This is a genomic window from Hymenobacter glaciei, from assembly GCF_039539585.1.
GTDB lineage: Bacteria > Bacteroidota > Bacteroidia > Cytophagales > Hymenobacteraceae > Hymenobacter > Hymenobacter glaciei.
Genome location: NZ_BAABDK010000013.1, coordinates 118,428 through 139,164, shown reverse-complemented (window position 1 = coordinate 139,164; position 20,737 = coordinate 118,428). Strand labels below are relative to the sequence as shown.

Annotated in this window: 6 protein-coding genes; 2 read left to right on the top strand and 4 right to left on the bottom strand. The window is 57.9% G+C overall.

What is annotated here, in order from left to right:
• Window positions 1-38: 38 nt before the first annotated feature.
• Window positions 39-2,681: a TonB-dependent receptor gene (locus ABD837_RS08250; protein WP_345052745.1), complete on the top strand. Its 2,643-nt coding sequence runs from the start codon at window positions 39-41 to the stop codon at window positions 2,679-2,681.
• 78 nt (window positions 2,682-2,759) lie between these two features.
• On the opposite strand, the gene ABD837_RS08245 is transcribed toward ABD837_RS08250, so the two are convergent.
• The 3 genes from ABD837_RS08245 to nuoK all read right to left on the bottom strand — a co-directional run bounded on the left by ABD837_RS08245 (window position 2,760) and on the right by nuoK (window position 7,039).
• Window positions 2,760-4,307 carry an OmpA family protein gene (locus ABD837_RS08245; RefSeq protein ID WP_345052739.1) on the bottom strand — a complete coding sequence of 516 codons (1,548 nt, stop codon included), beginning with the start codon at window positions 4,305-4,307 and terminating at the stop codon, window positions 2,760-2,762.
• Window positions 4,308-4,588: 281 nt separating this feature from the next.
• Window positions 4,589-6,583, bottom strand: a complete 1,995-nt coding sequence (nuoL, locus tag ABD837_RS08240) for an NADH-quinone oxidoreductase subunit L (RefSeq protein ID WP_345052736.1) — start codon at window positions 6,581-6,583, stop codon at window positions 4,589-4,591.
• A 108-nt stretch (window positions 6,584-6,691) separates the two neighbouring features.
• Complete coding sequence (gene nuoK, locus ABD837_RS08235) at window positions 6,692-7,039, bottom strand: NADH-quinone oxidoreductase subunit NuoK (protein WP_345052733.1); 348 nt, start codon at window positions 7,037-7,039, stop codon at window positions 6,692-6,694.
• Window positions 7,040-7,434: 395 nt separating this feature from the next.
• Between nuoK and ABD837_RS08230 the strand changes: the two genes are divergently transcribed.
• A complete protein-coding gene (locus ABD837_RS08230; RefSeq protein ID WP_345052731.1) occupies window positions 7,435-15,393 on the top strand; it encodes a T9SS type A sorting domain-containing protein in 7,959 nt (2,652 codons plus the stop codon).
• 1,393 nt (window positions 15,394-16,786) lie between these two features.
• On the opposite strand, the gene ABD837_RS08225 is transcribed toward ABD837_RS08230, so the two are convergent.
• Complete coding sequence (locus ABD837_RS08225) at window positions 16,787-20,680, bottom strand: IPT/TIG domain-containing protein (protein ID WP_345052728.1); 3,894 nt, start codon at window positions 20,678-20,680, stop codon at window positions 16,787-16,789.
• Window positions 20,681-20,737 lie beyond the last annotated feature (57 nt).

Sequence of the window (20,737 nt, the reverse complement as noted above, 5' to 3'; positions counted from 1 at the left end):
CATCGTTATATCTTTGCAAATATAACGATGCCATCTGTATGCCTTTACGCTTACCCAATTTTGCCCGGCAAGTAGTGTTTGCTGCCTCAGGGCTGCCGGCCTACGTCGCCCAGGCCCAAACACTCGCCCCAGCCGATACCACCCGTAGAAAAATCGGCTTGGAAGAAGTCGTGGTATCGGCTTCACGCGTCGAGGAAAGCTTTTTGCAGTCGCCGGTGACGGTGGAAAAGCTTAACGCCCGGGCCATTCGGCTTTCGCCCGCACCGTCGTTTTTCGATGCCATTGAGCACCTCAAAGGGGTGCAGGTAATTACGCCCAGTCTGTCGTTCAAGGTCATTAACGCGCGAGGCTTTGCCAATACCACCAACGTGCGCTTCGCCCAGCTCGTGGATGGCGTAGACAACCAGGCTCCGCACATTGGCGGGCCCATTGGCAACATCCTGGGGCCAACAGACCTAGATATCATGTCGGTGGAAATTGTGCCAGGCACGGCCGCCGCCCTCTACGGGTTGAACGCCATCAACGGGCTAGCCAGTTTCCGCACCCGCAACCCGTTCGATTCGCAGGGGCTGAGCGGGCAGCAGAAAACCGGCATCAACCACGTAGCCGACCCGTTCAGCAGCGCTAAAGTCTTCTCCGAAACCACCCTGCGCTACGCCAGGGCGCTGAGCCCGAAGTTTGCTTTCAAGGTAAACGGCAGCTACCTGCGCGGCTACGATTGGGTGGCGAACGACCAAACTGACATTAACCCCAATGGCAACGCCAGCACCGGCCTGTACGGGGTCGATAACCCCGCCCGCGACGCGGTGAACAGCTACGGTAACGAATCGCCGGACCGCCGCAACCTCACGCTGGGGGCCAAAAGCTACTCGGTGGCCCGCACCGGTTACGACGAGCGCGACTTGGTCGACTACAACCTGCGCACCCTGAAGGGCGACGTGGCCCTGCACTACCGCTTCCGGCCCGCCACTGAGCTGGCCTACACGTACCGCGTGGCCACTTTCGACAACGTGTACCAGCGCTCGAACCGCTTCCAGCTGCAAAAATACCTGTTGCAGCAGCACGCCCTCACCCTGACGACGCCCGTGGTGCAGGCCCGCGCTTACTTCACGCAGGAGAATACGGGCCAGAGTTATAACCTGCGCTCGATGGGCGAAAACCTAGATCGCAGCTACAAGCCTGATACACAGTGGTACAACAATTTCACGATGGCTTGGAACACTGCCACTGCTGGTGGCCAGAATGTGCCACAGGCGCTGGCTGCTGCCCGCGCAGCCGCCGACGGGGGCCGTTTGCAGCCCGGCACCGATGCTTTCCGCCAACGCCTGGGCCAGTTGCAGGACATCAACAACTGGGACGTGGGTGCGGCCCTGCGGGTGCGAGCCAGCTTGGCCCACGCCGAGGCCCAGGTGAACCTGGCCGAAGCCCTCCGGCGCAATGGCAGCGCCCTGCCGGCTAACCTCGACCTGCTGGCCGGCACCGATTCCCGCACCTATATCGTGACGCCCGATGGCAACTATTTCATCAACCCCAACCCCGGCCAGGACCCGCTGCACGATAACTTGACGTATTCCAAAACGGGCGGTTTCGTGCAAATTGGCGGGCGGTTTTTCGGTGAAAAGCTACGCCTCACCACCACGCTCCGGGCCGATAAAAATGACTATTTCGACCTGAAGTTCAATCCGCGCTTTACGGCGGTGCTGTCGCCCACCCCGCGCCACAACTTCCGCCTCAGCTACCAAAGCGGCTACCGCTTCCCGAGTTTGTTTGAGGGGTTTTCGAACGTAAACAGCGGGCAGGTGAAGCGCATTGGTGGGCTGCGGGTGATGTCGGATGGCGTGTTTGAGAACAGCTACCTACGCAGCAGCATCGACCGCTTCAACGCAGCCGTCACGGCCGGCATCAACGGCGCGCTCAGCCAGACCCGCACCCAAGCCATTGCCGCCAACCAGCAGCTGCTGGTGAAGAATCCCTACACGTACCTGCAGCCCGAGCACATCCGCTCACTGGAGGCCGGCTATAAGGCCTCTTTGGGTTCTGGTGGCCGCCTGCTGCTCGACTTTGACCTTTACTATAATTCCTACCGCGACTTCATTGCGCAGGTGGAAGCCTACGTGCCTGTGCAAAGCGGTGGCGGCGCGCCCCTGCCGCCCGATGCCAGCCTCAATGCCGTGGCTACGGCCCTCAACAATACCACCCTCAGCAGCCCCAACCCTACTCAGGCCCGCTACCGCCTCTGGACCAACTCGCAGAGCCAGGTGCAGAACTACGGCGGCTCGGCCGGAATACGCTATGAGCTGGCTCACGGCTACCTCGCCGGAGCCAACACTACTTACACGCGCCTGGCCCGCACCGACAACGGCGACGGCTTAGAAGACGGCTTCAACACCCCGCGCTGGGCTTACAACCTGAGTCTGAGCAACGAAAACGCCTGCCACAACTTCGGGTTCGGCCTCAACTACCGCTGGCAGCAGGGCTACTATTCCCAGACCTTCCTGGTGAATGGCACCGTGCCCGCCTACCACCCCCTCGATGCCCAACTCAGCTACACCGCGCCCGCGTCCAACCTGCGCTTTAAGCTGGGAGCCAGCAACGTGCTGAACAGATACTACGCGAGCTACCTCGGCGGACCGAGCGTAGGCGGGCTGTATTACTTGGCCCTTACGTACGCGGTGAAGTAACCGATGCCGCCAGCCTGGCGCACAAAAAAAGGCCCGCTCTAATCGAGCAGGCCTTTTTTCAATCATTCAGCCTTCGGCTTACTTCTTCCGACGCTTCGGGGCCTTCTTGGCAGGAGCCTTTTTCACGGGTGCCTTACCGGCGGTGGGCCGGCCTGCAGGAGTCTTCTGCAGTTCCGTGATGGTCGGAGCCGGGCCATACTTCACTTCAGCCGAGTTGGGCTCACCGGTGAGGTAAAGGTCGAATTCGACGCGACGGTTCATGGCTTGGCCAGTAGTCTTAGTGTTGTCGGCAATCGGCTTAGTTTCGCCGTAACCACGCGACTCAATGCGGTCGGCAGGCACGCTCTGGCTCAGCATATAGGTGCGGGCCGAAGCAGCACGGTCATAAGACAGCCGCAGGTTGTAATCGTCGGCGCCTTTGCTATCGGTGTGGCCGGCAATACTCATCGTGTAGTCGGGATACTCGGCCATGATGGCAGCCAGGTCCTTCAGGGTTGGGTACGAGCTAGGCAGCAACACGGCCTTGTTGAATTCAAAGTTGATGAACTTCGTAGCCTCCTGTAGGCGCTTCTTGGTTTCGGCCTTAATCTCGGGGCAGCCTTTGTTGCTGGCGGGGCCGGCACGGTCGGGGCAGCGGTCCTGGTAGTCGGGCACACCGTCGCCGTCGCGGTCGAGCGGGCAACCATTGGCGTCAACCTTCACACCAGCCGGGGTGCCGGGGCACTTGTCGCTCAGGTCGGTTACACCGTCGCCGTCAGCGTCGGGGCAGCCTTGCAGGGCAGCAATACCGGCCACGTCGGGGCACTTGTCTTCAGCATCGGTGATGCCGTCGCCGTCTTTGTCGGGGCAACCTTGCAGGGCAGCTACGCCTTTCACGTCGGGGCACTTATCCTGGTAGTCGGGTACGCCGTCGCCGTCTTTGTCGAGCGGGCAGCCGTTCGGGTCAACTGCTACGCCGGCCGGGGTGCCGGGGCACTTATCCTTTTTGTCCGACACGCCGTCCTTGTCCTCGTCCTTCATCTTGCCCAAAGCCACCGTAATGCCGGCCTGACTCAGCAGGAAACGGTCGTACAGCTTATCGGCAGGGTTGGTTGGGCCGTAGAGGTTATCCACGCGCTCGGTGAAGGGATAGTGCTGGCTGATGGTCAGGTCCAGGGCTACGGCTTCGCTGAGGCGGAAGCGCAGGCCAGCCAGGCCGAACACTTCGGGCCGACGAATCTGATTGACGCCGAAATTCTGGCCATTGGCTCGGCCGGACGTGTTCGACAGGAACATGCCGCCGCCGCCCATCAGGTAGGGCTGCAGGAAGCCGTCCTCCTTCATAATCTTGCCGTTATTGAGCTTCAGCTTTAAGCCCAAATCGACCATGCCAACACGGGCTTCAAAATTGTCGCCGGCGCGCTTCTGGCTGCTGAATTTATACGTCTCGTAATACCCGAGCAAGGCCACATCGAAGGAGGGCGAGAGGTAACGGGTAATGGCCCCGCCGCCGCCTACTTCCAGGTCAACGCCGGAGCGATTCCAGAAGTCGGTGCCCATGTTGCCATTGTATTGCAACAGACCAATGTTGGCGCTTAACGCAGTTTTGCGGTCAGCCGTTTGGGCCTTAGCGTGGGGAGCAGCCATGCTTAGCACAACGGTTCCCAGCGCAAGACCGCGAAGGAGTTTTGGTTTTAATTCCATACAGAAAAGGAGTAAAGTGAGCCGCTATACCAGCGGCGGGTGCACCACAAGGTGCAAGCCTGCTGGCCTGACCATTTGCGTTCCTATACCATTCCCAGCCAAAAAAGTTGTGCCCGTACGGTTCGGCTTACCTTAAATTCGTTCCACCTATGCCTAGATTTAGCACAAAAAGAAAAGCCCCTCGCAAACACGAGGGGCTTTTCTTTTTGTGCTAAATCAGTCAGTTAAAAACGATTAAAGTTGAGGCCCAAAATCAAGACAATGCCGACTACCATCAGAATCAGATAAGTTTCTACGGCCCCGGTTTGTACGTAGCGCAGCAGCGTGCCCCCTCCGTTCACAGCCCGGCCAAACAAGCCGGTAACGGGGTTGATAACGCCATTCTCCACAAATTTGAACAGCCCCGACGACAGCCACATCACCGGCCGCGTGAACAGTGCATTGTACAGTTCATCAACGTAGTATTTGTGGTACACCAGGCTTTCGGGGGCCGAGCGCTGGGCTTCATCTTCGGCCGGACGCTGAGCGCGGGCCACGTACTGCACATAGGCCAGTATAATACCCAGCACGCCCGCTGTCACCGACAGGCCCATGAGCATCAGCTCGGTATTATGGTCGAGTTCGGCCGAGAAAGCCGCCGGCATCAGCCGCTGCGAATAAGTGAAAATCGGGGCCAGGTACTCGGCCAGGTAGTGATGGCCGCCGGTGAACATTGGGGCACCCATGAAGCCACCCACGGCCGCCAGAATGGCCAAAATAATGAGCGGAAACGTCATCGACGCTGGCGACTCGTGCAGGTGGTGCTTCTGCTCCTCGGTGCCGCGGAACTCGCCAAAGAAAGCCAGGAACAACAGGCGGAACATGTAGAACGCCGTCAGGAATGCCGTGAGCAAGCCCATGGCCCAGAGCACCTTGTTGTGTTCGTAGGCGTGCGCCAGAATTTCATCTTTCGAGAAGAAGCCCGAGAAAGGCGGAATGCCCGAAATAGCCAAACAGCCAATGAGGAAAGTTATGAACGTAATTGGCAGCGCCTTGCGTAGGCCACCCATGCGGCGCAGGTCCTGCTCGTTGCTCATGGCATGAATGACGGAGCCGGCTCCGAGGAACATGAGCGCCTTGAAGAAGGCGTGGGTGAGCACATGAAACAGCGAAGTAGAGTAGCCCATCACGCCCAGCGCCAGAAACATGTAGCCCAGCTGCGAAACCGTGGAATAAGCCAGTACCTTTTTAATGTCGTTTTGTGCCAGACCGATGGTAGCCGCAAATAGCGCCGTTGCAGCACCTACAATGGCTACAACTTCCAGCGTATCGGGTGAGAGCGTGAACAGCACGTTGGCCCGGAGCACCATGTAAATGCCCGCCGTTACCATGGTGGCAGCGTGAATGAGGGCCGAAACCGGCGTGGGGCCGGCCATGGCATCGGGCAGCCAGGTGTAGAGCGGCAGCTGGGCCGACTTGCCCATGGCGCCCACAAACAGCAACAAGGTGATGTAGGTGCAGATGCCCGCGCCAAACATCCCAAACTGCCCCAGCGAGGCCTTCTGAAACACTTCGGCATACTGCACCGAGTTGAACGTGAGGTAAATCAGGAAGATGCCCAACAGGAAGCCTAAGTCACCGATGCGGTTGATGATGAAGGCTTTTTTAGCGGCGTTGTTGTAGCTGGTGTTCTTGTTCCAGAAGCCAATGAGCAGGTAAGAACACAAGCCCACCCCTTCCCAACCAATGAACAGGATGACGAAGTTGCTGCCCATTACCAGCAACAGCATGCTGAAAATGAACAGGTTCAGGAAGCTGAAGAACTTGCCCACGTTTTCGTCGTGGTGCATGTAGCCGATGCTGTACACGTGGATGAGAAAGCCTATACCCGTCACCAGCAGCAGCATAATCAGGCTCAGCTGGTCAATCTGGTACTGGAAGGGAATCTGCAGCGAGCCCACCGAAATCCAGTCGAAGAGTTGCACGGTGTACGCCACGTGGGTCGCCGTGCCCGGAATGGCCCAGTTGGTCGCCGGGTGCAGAAACTCCCAGAACAACACCACGGAAATCAGGAACGAGCTCAGTACGGTAGCGCTGCCAATGAGGCCGGCAACGGTACCGGAAAGCTTGCGGTTCAGCAGGCCATTCAGCAAAAAGCCCAGAAAGGGCAGCAGCGGAATCAGCACGTAGAGCAACGTCGCATAGGGCGCGTTGGCAACAGGGAGAACGGTTTCTTGCATAATTGGGACCTAGAGGCTTGGGAATCTGGGGGCTTGGAACGGGAACAACTCAGGCAGCTTCAGCACAAGGCCAAACAGTCCGGTGCTCAAGTACTCCAAAGCCTTCCACTACCACTTCAAGCGGCTCAATAAGTTGACGTCAGTTGTCTGGAAGTTACGATATATCATGACGATAATGCCAAGCCCCACTGAAACTTCGGCGGCCGCGACGGCCATGATAAAGAACACGAAAACCTGCCCGTTAGGGTCGGCGCGGTAAGCTGAAAAGGCCGTCAGCAAGATGTTCACGGCGTTGAGCATCAACTCGACACACATGAAGATGATGATGGCGTTGCGCCGCACCAACACGCCCGTAACCCCGATGGCAAACAGGGCCGAGGCAAAAAAGACGTAATACTGCAGCGGCACGGTCCGAATGACATCGGGGATGGTTGGGGAAACAACAGAAGGGTCCATAGTAGGAAGCGCAGGCCAATGAGCAACGTGCAGCCGGCCGGCAAAGGTACCCGAAAACCCCTAGCTGCAAAAGCTGCGAGGCAGTACCACTCATTGTCGCATTCAGTCAAGGCAGTATTCCCTCACAAGCCAAAGCAGTGAGGGAATTCCAGGGGTGTAAGAAATTCTTTATTTAATTCAATATCATGCAAACGTTAAATTTGGCCTATTGTTGAATTAATTCATGATGACACTAACTTGAATAAAGATAATACGTGCTTTCTCGAATCTGAAAGCAGAATATGTTTTTATAACGAACTAATTTCGCAAACTTCGTCTTTCGTAGAACTATAACAACATTGGCGCAGCGAAAACACTTCATTTTTAAATCTATTTTTCATTAACATTTCTTTTACATGAAAGCATTCCTACTTGGACTATTAGCCATTTTCTGGAGTACGTTGGCAATGGGTGGCACCTTGTATACGTTCAATGGTGGTGGTACCAACGGCTTGTGGACAGATGCGAGCATCTGGACAACCGACCCAACGGGCTCAACGAGCATTAACTCGCGGGTTCCTGCCAACGGCGATGCCGTAGTGATAACCAACAGCTTTGTTGTTTACGTCAACAGCGCAATCAGCACCACCGGCCTCGACCTGACCATTCAGCGCGGCGGGGTACTCGACTTGCAGTCGGCTGCTGCCACGTTTGCGACACTCAATAGCCTCTCGGGCCAGGGCACGCTACGCATTGCTGCGCCATTCTTCCCGGCGGTAACCACCAACAACTTCGACGATGCCAATACCGGCACCGTCGAGTTCTATAACTGGGCAACCGGGCCATCTGCCCTCCCGATTCCGGTATCAGGCATGTACAACAACCTGCGATTGTTGAATACTTCAACGGCGGCTTATGGCGTGTTGCTTGATGCCAACCTGACCGTGAATGGCAGCATGGCGCTTTCGCGGACCAATACGACCTCATTTCCAAACGGCTCAACCTATGCTACTGCGGCGGCAGCAGCAGCGGGAGCCGGTATTTCGTTCAAAATAGGACTCGCAGCAGCCAACCGCACCCTGAACGTTTATGGCCTGCTCACAGTAGGCAATGGCACGTTTTTCGGCGTCAACAACGCCAACAACGGCGTTCATGTCCTAAATATCTACAACGATTTCATCAATAATGGCACAATAAACCTGCGAAACGCCTCTGATGCACAAGTGGTACAGGTCGCTTTTCGGGGCACAACCGATACAAACTTTGCTTGCAATGGCGACACCGACCTCGACATCATGGTTGTCAACAAAGGCTTCGATAGCCAGGTGTTGCTGAACGTGACGTCGGCGGTAGGCTTGCACGGCAGCGCCCAAGGAAACCTGCGCCTGAACCACACGGGCGCCATTGATATGCTACAGCTGTTTAACGGCGTTGCGAAGCTCGGCAACAACGTTTATTTGGCTAAAGTCAGCAACGACGCAGCCAACGGGTTTTCGCTCGGCGAAGATGTTGGCGGGGGCGTTCGCAATGCACCTACTCTCTGGATTGCAGGGGCTACGGTCCTCAATGATAATATGCCCCTTATCGCGGTTTATGGCATCTACCGCATTAGCGCGGGCTCGTTCACAAGTAAGAACGATGCCGGTATGGTGGTGCGCGAAGATGGTCAGGTACTGATTGAAGGCGGCACAACGCTGGTAAACAAATTCCGCCCCTCCCGGACTTCGGCCAACCACCGGGGCTCGTTTATTATCTCAAACGGCCTGTTTGAATGCACCGGCACAACGGCTACTTCAGTCGACGACAAGTTTGCCCGCTTCTGTGTGCCTTACCTCACGCAGGCTTTCCGCATGACCGGCGGTACCATCCGCACCCAAGTCCCTAATCCGAACGGTATCGATGGCATTTTCCACATCGGAGTAGCAGCCAACAATGCTATTGTGACGGGTGGCACAATCGAAATCATTCTGCCAGCCACCAACATCAACGGCAAATTTTTGAGCACGGCCCCGTTGTGGAATTTGACCGTCATAAAAAGCGGTGCCGCCGGCACCAGTAAGGTTATTAATCAGACCATGCCGTTTGATGCCACTTTTGCTCCCAACGCTACTACTGCAGGTCAGCCCCTGGTAGTGCAGAACGACTTCATCCTTGACGCAACGAACCCTACAACTTTCGATGCCGGCAACCTCAACCTGACCATTCAGGGCGGCCTGAACATCGGCACGGGTTGCACGTACCTGCCAGGCACTAACACAACGATATTTAGTGGCACCCAAAATCAGCTACTGACTACCAACGGCACGATTGGCACGACTGCCGGCGTGGGTACCTTCAACAACTGGACGGTAGACAAAGCCGCCGGCATTCTGACGCTGGCTGGTTCGGTGGGTACCTATTCTACGCTAGCTGGCACTACCCTGTCTATTTTGCGCGGGGTACTCAACGATGCAGGCAAAACCATCAACGTGCAAGGCAACCTTGTCAACTCGGCCTTCCACCAGAGCGTGGGCACGGGTAGCATCACCATGAACGGTGCAGCGGCGCAGACGATTGGCGGCGACGGCACGGGTGTGTTTGGCAACTTGAAGGTTCTGAACACCGGCCTGGCAACCGGCAGTGTAGCCGTTACCCTGGCTAACAGCATTATGGTTACCAACCAGTTGACACTGCAGAGCACGCACGTGATGGCCATTGGTTCGTACCGCTTATCCCTGACCAACGTGAATACCAATGCGCTGTTGCCGACCAACGGCTTCAGCAGCCAGCGCATGATTCAGACTGCCGGCAACGCCAGTGACTTGGGCTTGCAGAAAACCTACGGCGGGGCGCAGGCCTTTACGTTTCCGGTAGGTACCGGCACGAAGTATACTCCAGCTGTGGTCGACCTCCAGCTGGCTACGGCCTTATCGCAGTACGGGCAGATAAGCGTTAGCCCAGCCAACGTTCGCAACCCGTTTGTGGCCAGCACGACCAACTCGCTGGCTTACTACTGGAAAGTGCGCAGCACTGGCTTCGGCGCTATTCCGAGTGGAGCTATCTACGAAACGTTCACCATGACCAACGCCGATGCGGCGGGTTATATTACTTCTCCAAACAATTACGTTGGAGGCCGTTACCTGCCTACTTCTTGGAATACAAGCTTCTCCACAGCGGGAAGTGTATCCAACTTCGGTACGACTTCCGACATTGCGTTTAGTGGCATGCAGCAGTTTGACGGCGAATTTACGGCGGGCTTACCGGCTACGTTCGGCCCGATTACTTCTTATTACTCCATGCGGAACGGAAACTGGACCGACACTAACCTAGCGACGACTCCGTGGAGTACCACCGGTCCGTCTGGCCCGGCCGTTTCAACCACTCCAGGCCCGGGCAATCCAGTATTTATTGGCTCGGCCGGCACCGGTGTCTTCCACACGGTAACGGTGATAGCCAACACGGCTAAATCAGGCTCGCTGGTGATTGACCGCGGCTCTGTACTGGATGTGGGCACTTTCACGGGTCACAATTTTGGTGCATTGCCAGACTCAAAAATAGGCGGTTCGGGTCGCCTACGCATCAGCTCAGGCGGGGCCACGGCTGCTTTTCCAAGCGGCGACTTTGGTTCCTTCATTCAGTATGGTGGCGGTACTGTAGAGTATTATACGACTGGCACCCAGAACTTCACCCTGCCTACCACCAACGGGGGTTCGCTCACGCTGAACCAATACCGCAACCTGTGGTTGAACGCTGCCACGGGCCGTACTATTACGCTGCCCAACCAGGACTTGCGCGTGCATGCCCAATTGAAAAGTGGCTCTAACGGTGGTGTGGGCACAGTGTTAATTAGTTCCGCAGCGGCTGGTAACATTCGGGTCGATTCGCTGCTGAATGTTCAGAACGGAATTTTTCAGCTTCAGGGTACTAATGCTCGCACCCTGGCCCTTGATACCGATGTGAAAGTGGATGCCGGAGCGGCGTTTAACGTGCTTAATAATGCTGCGACCACTCACAACGTAACTGTAGGAGGCTCGTTTACCAACAACGGCAGCCTAGACTTCTTGGTAGGCACTGGCCGGGCAAACCTGACTTTCACGGGTGGCTCAAACAATGGCTTCACCGGCCCCACCGGTACGCTGACCAACCTAAACACCCTCACGGTGAACAAAGGGCTCGGGCGCACCGCTACCCTAACCCTGGACGTTGCCGGTACGCTGACGACACCGACTAGCAACTGGCTCACCCTAACCAACGGCACGCTGCGCTATGCCAAGGGCACGGGCACCCTTACCATCCACGACGCGGCTAGCCCCTATCTCATCACTGATAACGCAGGCCTGACCGTTGATGCACCCAACGCAGTGGTAACGGTAGCTACCAACACTGGCACAGCTGCTGACCTGAAGCTGGCCGGTGAAGTACGCGTGCTGCAAGGCACCCTGAACGTAGGCACCACCAGCGGTGCTGGCAACGACCTGGAGTACGCCAGCGCTGGGGCTCCTACCTTGAAGGTAACCGCGGGTACGCTCTACGTAAACGGGCAGATTCGCCGCTCGGTCAATAACCTTGACGGTTCGCTGCGCTTCGACCAAAGCGGTGGCGCCATTACCATCGATGGCCAGGGCGCTACGGCTGCTCAGAATAACGAGCGCGGCCTGTTTGAAGTACAGGGACTCAAGAGTATCTTCCGCATGAGTGGAGGCACTATTAACCTGCGTCGCTCGAACGGCCGCCCTACCATTGCAGCCGACTTTTACCTGGCTCCTGACTCGACGGTTGTAACCGGCGGCACGGTAGTTCTGGGCAACGCAGCAGCAGGTGTAGGCAACGTGACTATTAGCGTGAACTCGGCAGTGCCTATTTTTAACCTGCTGGTAGAATCTGGGGCTACTGCGGCCAACTCCAATACCGGCCTGTTGACGGGCGTATCGCCACTGACATTGAACGGTTCGCTTACCATTGGCAATGGCAACTCCTTCTTCAATGCCAACAGCTTGGGTCTGAACGTCAAACAGAACCTTAACAATAACAACACGCTGACAGTTGACCAGAGCTCGGTTGCTACTGCGTTGACAACAGGCGGGTTCCTTCCCGGTTCGACGGCACAGACGACGACTTTCCTGGGCGCAATTCCTACACAGTTCATTAATGGTGCAGGTGGAAACGTGACCGTATTTGGCAAGCTGGTACTCAACCATGCGCAAACCACCGGCACGCTGCGCCTCAATGGCACAGTACTAACGGCGGGGAATCTGACCCTGACCAAGGGTACGCTCGACGACAATGGCAACACCATCACCGTGTGGGGCGATGTCTCGAACTCGACTGTCCATACTGGTAGCGGCAGCCTTGTGCTGGGCGGTACAACCAATCAGAGCATTGGTGGTAACGGCGCCGGACAGTTCGGCAACCTGACGCTGAACAATGCTGCTGGTGCTACGACTACTGCCAACCAGGAAGTCACGCAGGTGTTGAGCCTGAGCAACGGCATACTGAGCATCGGCTCGAACCTGTTGTGGATGAGCAGCACAGCAGCAAACAACATTACTGGAGGCACTGCTACGCGATTTATCCGTACCAACGGCATCGTTGCCGACCTAGGCCTGCGCAAGTCGTATCCTGCGGGGTCATCGGGCTTTGGCTTTCCATTAGGCGTGGGCAGTAAGTATACTCCTGTGCAGCTCAACCTGTCGAATAACACAGTGGCGGGTACCGTTACTGTACAGGCGATTGACTTGGCTCATCCGTCGACTACCGACCCAGCTAATAAAGAGCTGAAGTTCTTCTGGAAAATCAGCACGACTGGCTTGAGTGCTTCTGCTACGGCTGACCAGCAGTTCACTTACAGTGGGGCTGATGTACAAGGCAACGAAGCAAACTATCTGTTGGGCCGCTTTTTGAACGGCGCATGGACTCCGGCTAATGGTATCACGACCAGCTCGGTAAATACAACCTTCCATACGCTGCTCAACCTCAACACAAACATTATCGCAGGCGACTACACCGGCGGTGAGCCCAGTGAGTTTGGCTCGGTTCCGGTTTTTTACAGCCGTAATGCCACCGCTGGTTTGCCAGCTGGCGCAATCTGGACCACCGCTGCGGCGTGGACGTTTAACGCCAACGGCACCGATTCGTCGCCCCTGCCCACGACCTTCCCCGCTGCCGCTAACCCCGTAGTTATTCTGCCAACGCACCTCATCACCACTACGGCAAACGGCATGGCATCCGCTACCCTGAAGCTGGACGGCACCCTGGACTTGGGTGTGAATGTGGCGAACAACTTCAACACAGTGTCCGGCACGGGCACGCTGAAAATTGGCTCGGCACTGTTCCCAGCTGGTAACTACGCTGGCTTCGTGGCGGCCAATACGGGCACCGTGGAGTTCACTGGCAAAGTGCAGTTGCCTGCCCGCGACACCTACAACAACCTGATTCTATCGGGGGGTAGTGGTGCGGCCAAGCAGCTCACCAACCTCGACCTGACCCTCAACGGTGCATTGAACATCACCGCCAACACAGCAGTGGATAACCCCACCAGCCAGAACGTTACGCTGAACTCGGCTACGAGCGGTGCCACGGTGAGCGGCACGTTCACCCTGAATGACGGTAAGCTGACTACGGCATCTTTCCTGAATACGACCTCGACGGGTTCGTTCAGCTTCGGCGCAGGGGCAGTAAGCGTAGGCACTTCTCTTACGAACGATGGCATGCTGGTGAATGGCTCGGCTCCGCTGACAGTGGCTACCACCTTCACCAACAATGGCACCGTTGACGCTTCGGCAGCCACGAGCACCGGCTTGATAGGTGTGGATGGCAACTTCATCAACGCCAGCACTTACACGGCCGGCATTGGTAACCTGAACGTAACCGGCACCATCACCAACACCACTACCGGCATTTTCACGGCAGGCACGGGTGAGGTAAATGCTGGAATGAACTTCATCAACGGCGGTGCTTACACTGCGGCGAAGAACATCATGCACGTGAACGGCGAATACACCAACCAGTCGACCGGCTTCTTCGACGCGGCTAACTCGAACATCGTGTTCCGCGGTAACTTTACCAACACAACAGGTGCGACGTTTGCCGCTGGCACTAGCCTGGTGCAGTTCATCACCGACGTGAACCGCTTTATCAACGGCAACACCACGTTCTACGACCTGCAGAAGCTGAGCTCCAGCGCCCTCACGTTTGGCCCAAACACCACGGTGCACGTCGCCAACCTGATGACAATTCAAAACAGCGTTATCTTCACCGGCATCAATACCGGCAACACGCTGTACCTGGATAACCCCAACTTCCAGCCCATCGTGGGCAACACCCTCACTTCGTACGTGGCCGGCCGCCTGGCTATGGCACTGCCCAACGAGGCCGCCGCTATCCGGGTATTCCCCGTAGGTGCTGGCCAGCGCTACCGTCCGGTTACGATTAAGCCCCTGGGCATTTCGACGGGCAACCCGGTTGTATTGGTGGAAATCATCAATGGTGCTGCCCCCAATGCCAACGCTGCTGGCAACGTTGCTGCCACGTTGCAGAACATTGCTACAACTCGCTACTATCGCATCCAGCTGCTGTCGGGTACGCTCAACCAGCCTACTGTCCAGCTGAGCTTTAATACCGACGTGGAAGACGAGAAAGTGAACGTGCCCGGCAACTTGCGCGTAGCTCGCTCCAACGGCCCCAACGGCCAGTGGGACACGGCGGGTGGCTCGGGTGTATTCTCGCCCGATGCGCCAAAAGGCTACACGACCTCGGCTGGTACCGTAATTGATGGTAACTCGTACTTCGTGCTGGCTTCGACCAACAAAGTTGACAATCCCCTCAGCGGCAGTGCTCCCCTGCCCGTTACGCTGGTTAATTTCTCGGCTACCCGCCAGGGCTCGGCTGTGCAAGTAGCCTGGGCGACGGCTTCGGAGAAGAACAGCGACTACTTCGTTGTAGAACGTTCGGCTAATGGCCGCACCTTCGATGCACTCACCCGCATCGAAGCACAGGGCAGCAGCACCGCTCGCTTCGACTACAGCACGCTTGACCGCGCTCCTCTGGGCGGCACCAGCTACTACCGCCTGCGTCAAGTGGACAAGGACGGCGCAACTGCTTACTCGAACATCGCTACGGTGCGCTTCGAAGGCAAAGTTGGTGTACCGAGCTTGGTGGCTTTCCCCAACCCTGCCACGGGCAACGGTTTCCAGTTGGCTACCGCAAACCTGGCTCCGGCCAATGGCACGGTACGGGTGTTCGACAATGTCGGCCGCTTGGTATTCACTCAAACTGTAGCTGCTGGTACGGCCGAAGCCACTGTGCAGCCGGCTCGTCCCCTGGCAAGTGGCATGTACTTCGCTACCTGGACTACCGCTGACGGTGTGAAGCTGACGACCAAGGTATCGGTGGAATAACCCCCCTGCTACCTCACAAAAAAGCCCTGGCTGCGTTCGCAGTCGGGGCTTTTTTGTGGGGGCAAGTGACCGGCAAAAGGTTGTAGCAACAGCCGGCAATAACAAAGTCCGAGGCAGCACGGCGTTCAATTACCCTCTCCTTCGTTCGCAGTGCGCTCTTTACATCGGTCACCCATTGCCCCGGAGCAAGTATAGTAGCATTCTTTCGAACTTGCCGATTTACGCCTTGTCTTACTTAATGTTAACTCGGAATAACATGGGCGATTCCAGCTGAGGCTTCTAGCCACCATATCCTTGTAAGGCTCTACATTTCATAATTATGAGGTGGCTTAGCTAAGCCGGACACAACTGGGGCGTGGTTTGAAGATGGGTTTCGAAGTGTTTGAGCGAGTGGTGGCCGAGGGCCGAGTAGCGGCATTCGGCGTTGTGGTAGGCGACGTGGGCTGATTTCGAGCTTGGCTTCGGCCAAGCCGGTTAAGCTTCCGCCGTCGAGCAACCCGGCCTTGACGCAACTCAAAAAGGATTCGACGTGGGCGTTATCGTAGCAGTTGCCCTACCGGACCGGGTACGACCGCGCCGCATGGTGCTTTGCAAGGACTTGTTTTGCGCGAGCAGATACTTGAAGTGGGTGGCTGTGTACTGACTGCCTTGGTCGGAGTGCACGATGAGCCCGGCCGGGACCGACGTATGGATAGGCGCCAGTGGCCCGCCGCATGGCCTTGGGCCTGCAGCTCGGCGCGCAATTGCTGCGTGCCACAGCGCTGACTGTGGTGCGCAAACGCTTCGCGCACTGGCGCTTGCCAGGCCGGCTCAACAGGCGGACCCTGTCGGCGCTGCTACGCATAGTAGGCGGCCCGGGCCATGCGCAGCTCCTGGCAGCGCTGGTTCACCGGTACATGGTTGGCCTGCTGGGCGATGTGGCGGGATGTGCTCATGGGGGCGGCTGGCCGAAGATGATAAATCCTTTTTTTAAATATCGAGCTCATAGGCCAGCCCCTTGTCGGCGGCACGCAACGCTCGTACTTCGGGTCGCGGGTCACTTCCGCGCTGCCCACCTCGGCCACCAGCTGCGCTTGCTACCAGCGGGAGAGCAGCTTAAAGCTGATGCCCTACCGGGTACAACCCAAATGCCGGGCCGCGGCCTACGTGCTGCGGCTCTCATGGGCCAAGCGTAGCGCCTCGGCCTTGAGCGCCTCGTCGTATTTACGCCGTTTGTCGGGCGACGTCCCGCTTGATTTTGTTGCCAATACAGAAGAAATGTACGTCTTGCTTCTGTCCGGCTTGCCTAGACTACCTCATCTTCCCACTGGCCCAATAAAAAAGCCCCACCCGGATTTCCGGGTGGGGCTTTTTAAGCAGCATCGGCCCACGCTTCGTGCGCGGGCCGGGTTTGCTAGTTCTTCTCGATGCGGCGGATAGCCACTGCAGTGCCTTGACGCACTTCGAGCAGATAAACACCGCTCGCCAGCGAGGCCGGCAGCAGGAGCTGCTGGTCGGCACCGAGAGCAGCCGGAGCCAGCACCAGGCGGCCGGCCAGGTCGCGCAGGGCCACCGTGGCGGGGGCCGAGGTAGGCAGCGTTATGGTCAGGCGGTCGGTAGCCGGGTTGGGGTACACCGTCAGGCCGGGCAGGGCATTAGCCGCCAGGGTAGCCGAAACCAGGTTGAAGGTGGCCGTGCTAACTGCTGTACCGCCGGGGGTCGTCACCGAAACCAGGCCGTTCACGCTGCCTGTGCCGCTGGGCACCGTCAGGGTGATGGTCGTCGCATTCACCACCGTGAACACGGGCACGTTGAACGTGCCAATGCGGACGGCCGTAGCCCCCGTCAGGTTGGTACCTGTGATGGTAACGATGGTGCCGGGGCCGCCCGTGGTGGGCGTGAAGCTCGTGATGGTGGGCGCAGCAGTAAAGTTGCTAATCGAGATATCATCGATGTTGATGCGCGGAGTTGTGACCGTTGTTGACGTTACGGTATTGCTGATGCGGAGGCGCACGTTGCCAGCCGTATTCACCGTGAAGGTGTAGGCCGTGAGCGTGCTGGTGAGCGCAGCCGGTGCACCGGCCACTGCGGTATAGGTCAGGCCACCATCGGTTGACTGCTCCAGCAGGAACGAAGCACCAGTGTCGGTAGTGCCGTACAGGGCGGCATTGATGACCACCGTGCCCGCGCCGTTGGGCTTGTCGAAATTCATGGCGATAAAGCCACCGGGGCGGATGCGGGCCGATTTCAGGCCATTGAATTTATCAGCAAACGAATCACCAATAAGGGCGTTGGAGAAGTTCCACACGCCGCTGGTCAGCGTGACAGTACCAGCAGCGTAGCTCGTCTTGGTGCCGGCTTCGAAGTTCTCGTAAGCGCCAGCCGTGCTGGGGTTCGATACTGTGAAGGTGAACACGTTCGACGTGCCACCCGCGGTGGTCACACTTACCGGGTAGGCACCCAGCGTATTCAGCACGCTGGCCGGAATGGTTACCACGATGGTGGTAGCGGTGGCGCTGGTTGAGGTGTAGCTCACGTTGTTGAAGTTCACAGTCGAAGCCGGTGTGAAGTTCGTGCCCGTGATGGTCAAAGTGAGAGCCGAGCCACCTACTACCTGGGCATTGGGGCTAAGGGCTGTAATGGTCGGCGTCACGATAAACGAAGCCGTGCTGGTGGCGGTGCCGGCGGGCGTAGTTACGGCAATAGTGCCGCTGGTAGCGCCGGCAGGTACCGTGAAGGTGATGGTGGTGGCATTAACCACCGTGAAGCCCGTGATGGCCACGCCGTTGAGCGTTACCGCAGTGGCACCCGTAAAGTCGGTACCCATTACGGTTACCGTTACCGTGCCATTGGCCAGGCCGCTGGTGGGCGTGAAGCTGGCGATGGTCGGAGCCGGTGTCGTTACCGTGAAGGTAGCCGCTGCCGAAGTGCCACCCTGGTTAGCCGAAGGGTTGGCCACCGTTACATTGTAGGTACCAACTGTAGCCACCGCCGAAGCCGGAACGGCAGCCGTAAGCTGCGTTGCCGACACAAACGTCGTGGTCAGTGCGGTACCATTGAAGTTTACCACCGAGCCGCTGAGGAAACCCGTACCGTTCACCGTGAGGGTGAAGGCTGCGCTGCCGGCTGCAGTAGTATTCGGTGCAAGGCTGGTGATGTTCGGAGCTGGCAGCGTTACTGTGAAGGTAGCGGTGCTGGTGGCGGTGCCGGCGGGCGTAGTTACGGCAATAGTGCCGCTGGTAGCGCCGGTGGGCACCGTGAAGGTGATGGTGGTGCTGTTCACCACCGTGAAGCCCGTGATGGCCACGCCGTTGAGCGTCACCGCAGTGGCACCCGTGAAGTCGGTGCCCGTTACGGTCACCGTTACCGTGCCATTGGCCAGGCCGCTGGTGGGCGTGAAGCTGACAATGGTCGGAGCCGGTGTCGTTACCGTGAAGTTCACGCCAGCCGAGGTGCCGCCGCCCGGAGCAGGGTTAGTAGCCGTTACCGAGTAAGTACCTACCGTGGCCACCGCCGAAGCCGGTACCAGCGCAGCTACCTGCGTAGCCGACACAAACGTGGTAGCCAGAGCGGTGCCGTTGAAGTTAATCACCGTGCCGCTGATAAAACCAGTGCCGTTCACCGTGAGCGTGAAGCCTGCGCTACCAGCCGTAGCCGTGCTGGGCGTGAGGCTGGTAATAGTCGGAGCAGAGTTGGGCACAATCACCGTGAAGGTGCCGGGGCTGGTGGCCGTGCCACCCGGCGTAGTTACGGCAATAGTACCCGACGAGGCACTGGCTGGTACGGTAAAGGTGATGGTGGTGGCATTAACCACCGTGAAACCGGCGATGGCCACGCCATTCAGCGTAACGGCGGTAGCACCAGTGAAGTTGGTACCCGTAATCGTAATCAAATCGCCGGCTTGGCCGCTGGTGGGCGAGAAGCTGGCGATGGTGGGAGCCGGCGTGGTCACCGTGAAGGTGCCGGTGCTGGTGGCCGTACCGCCGCCAGTCGTCACGGCAATGGTACCGCTGGTAGCGCCGGTGGGCACCGTGAAGGTGATGGTGGTGCTGTTCACCACCGTGAAGCCGGTGATGGCCACGCCGTTGAGCGTCACCGCAGTGGCACCCGTGAAGTCGGTGCCCGTTACGGTTACCGTTACCGTGCCATCAGCCAGGCCACTGGTGGGCGTGAAGCTGACAATGGTCGGAGCCGGCAACGACGGAGCGAAAGCGATGCCACGAATTGCCTTGTTCGTGCTGGCCAGCAGTGTAGCTACCGCAGCAGGAATAGTAGTAAGTGTAGGGGCTACGTTGTAGCCTGTGTTATCAGACAAGATGTAAATGCTGGTAGGACCAGTGGACGAGCCGCCAGTAGCCACCAGTGAAACAGTTGTGCCACTAGTGTTGCCGTCGAGGCCTCGCACCGTGTTACCGGTTGAACTAGCAATGGTGCCGTTCAATACCCAAGTACCCGAAACCAGGCTCCACTTCTGAATGCCGCCGCCAGCAGTGGCGCGGTCATCAGCTACATACACCACGTCGATGCCCGGCACTGAGGAGCTCAGGTCGGCGAAATAAAAGCCGTACGGGCTGGAACCAGTGGTAGCCCCCGGAAAGCCAGGCAGCAAAGTTGCAGTTTGCCCGGCAGTGGTGGGCAGGCCCGTCCCTACCATGCTGATGCCGTAGTAAGGGGAAGAACCAGAAGACACGTACAGGTTGCCTCCGGCAATGTTAATTACCCGTTGGTTGGCTGGCGCGGTGGTGAGCTGCGTCGGGTTGAAGCCCCCAAACGTAACGTACTGCACGCCCGAATTGCTGCCTACCACATAAAAGCTGCTACCGTCCTGGGAAGCGGCAGCCCGTATGTTCCCAGCACTGAAAGCACTGCCCAAGCTTGTGGTGGTATTTACGGTGCCATCGGCACCAACGAGGCCCACGACCCGAACAACATCGGCAGCCGCTGTCGCTGCTACAGCAGTTGTACCGGTGCTGTTGGGCGAGGTTCCGTAACCTGTCAGAATCAGGTTACGCCCATCAAGTGTGCGCGTGAGGGCCAATTCCGAAGTAGTGGTGCCGCCGGCTGTCAACGCGCGGTTGTTGCCAGTTACGGACGTGGGCAGTGCGATGGACTGCACCAGGACGCCCGCAGGGGTGTATTCGTCAAGGAATACCGCCGTCGCCAAATTAGTAAGGGCAGCCGAACCGTCGCCCACGCGGGTGACGACGATGTTGCCTGGGGTAAAGGGTGCCGCGACCGCCGTGGCAGGCCGCAGCAGCACTTGAACCAGCAGGCCCAGTAACAATCCCAATCGATAAAAATATTTCATTTGTTGGTTGTGGAAATTGGTGAGAGGAAAAACCTAATTTACGGGTCCAGCCCGCGT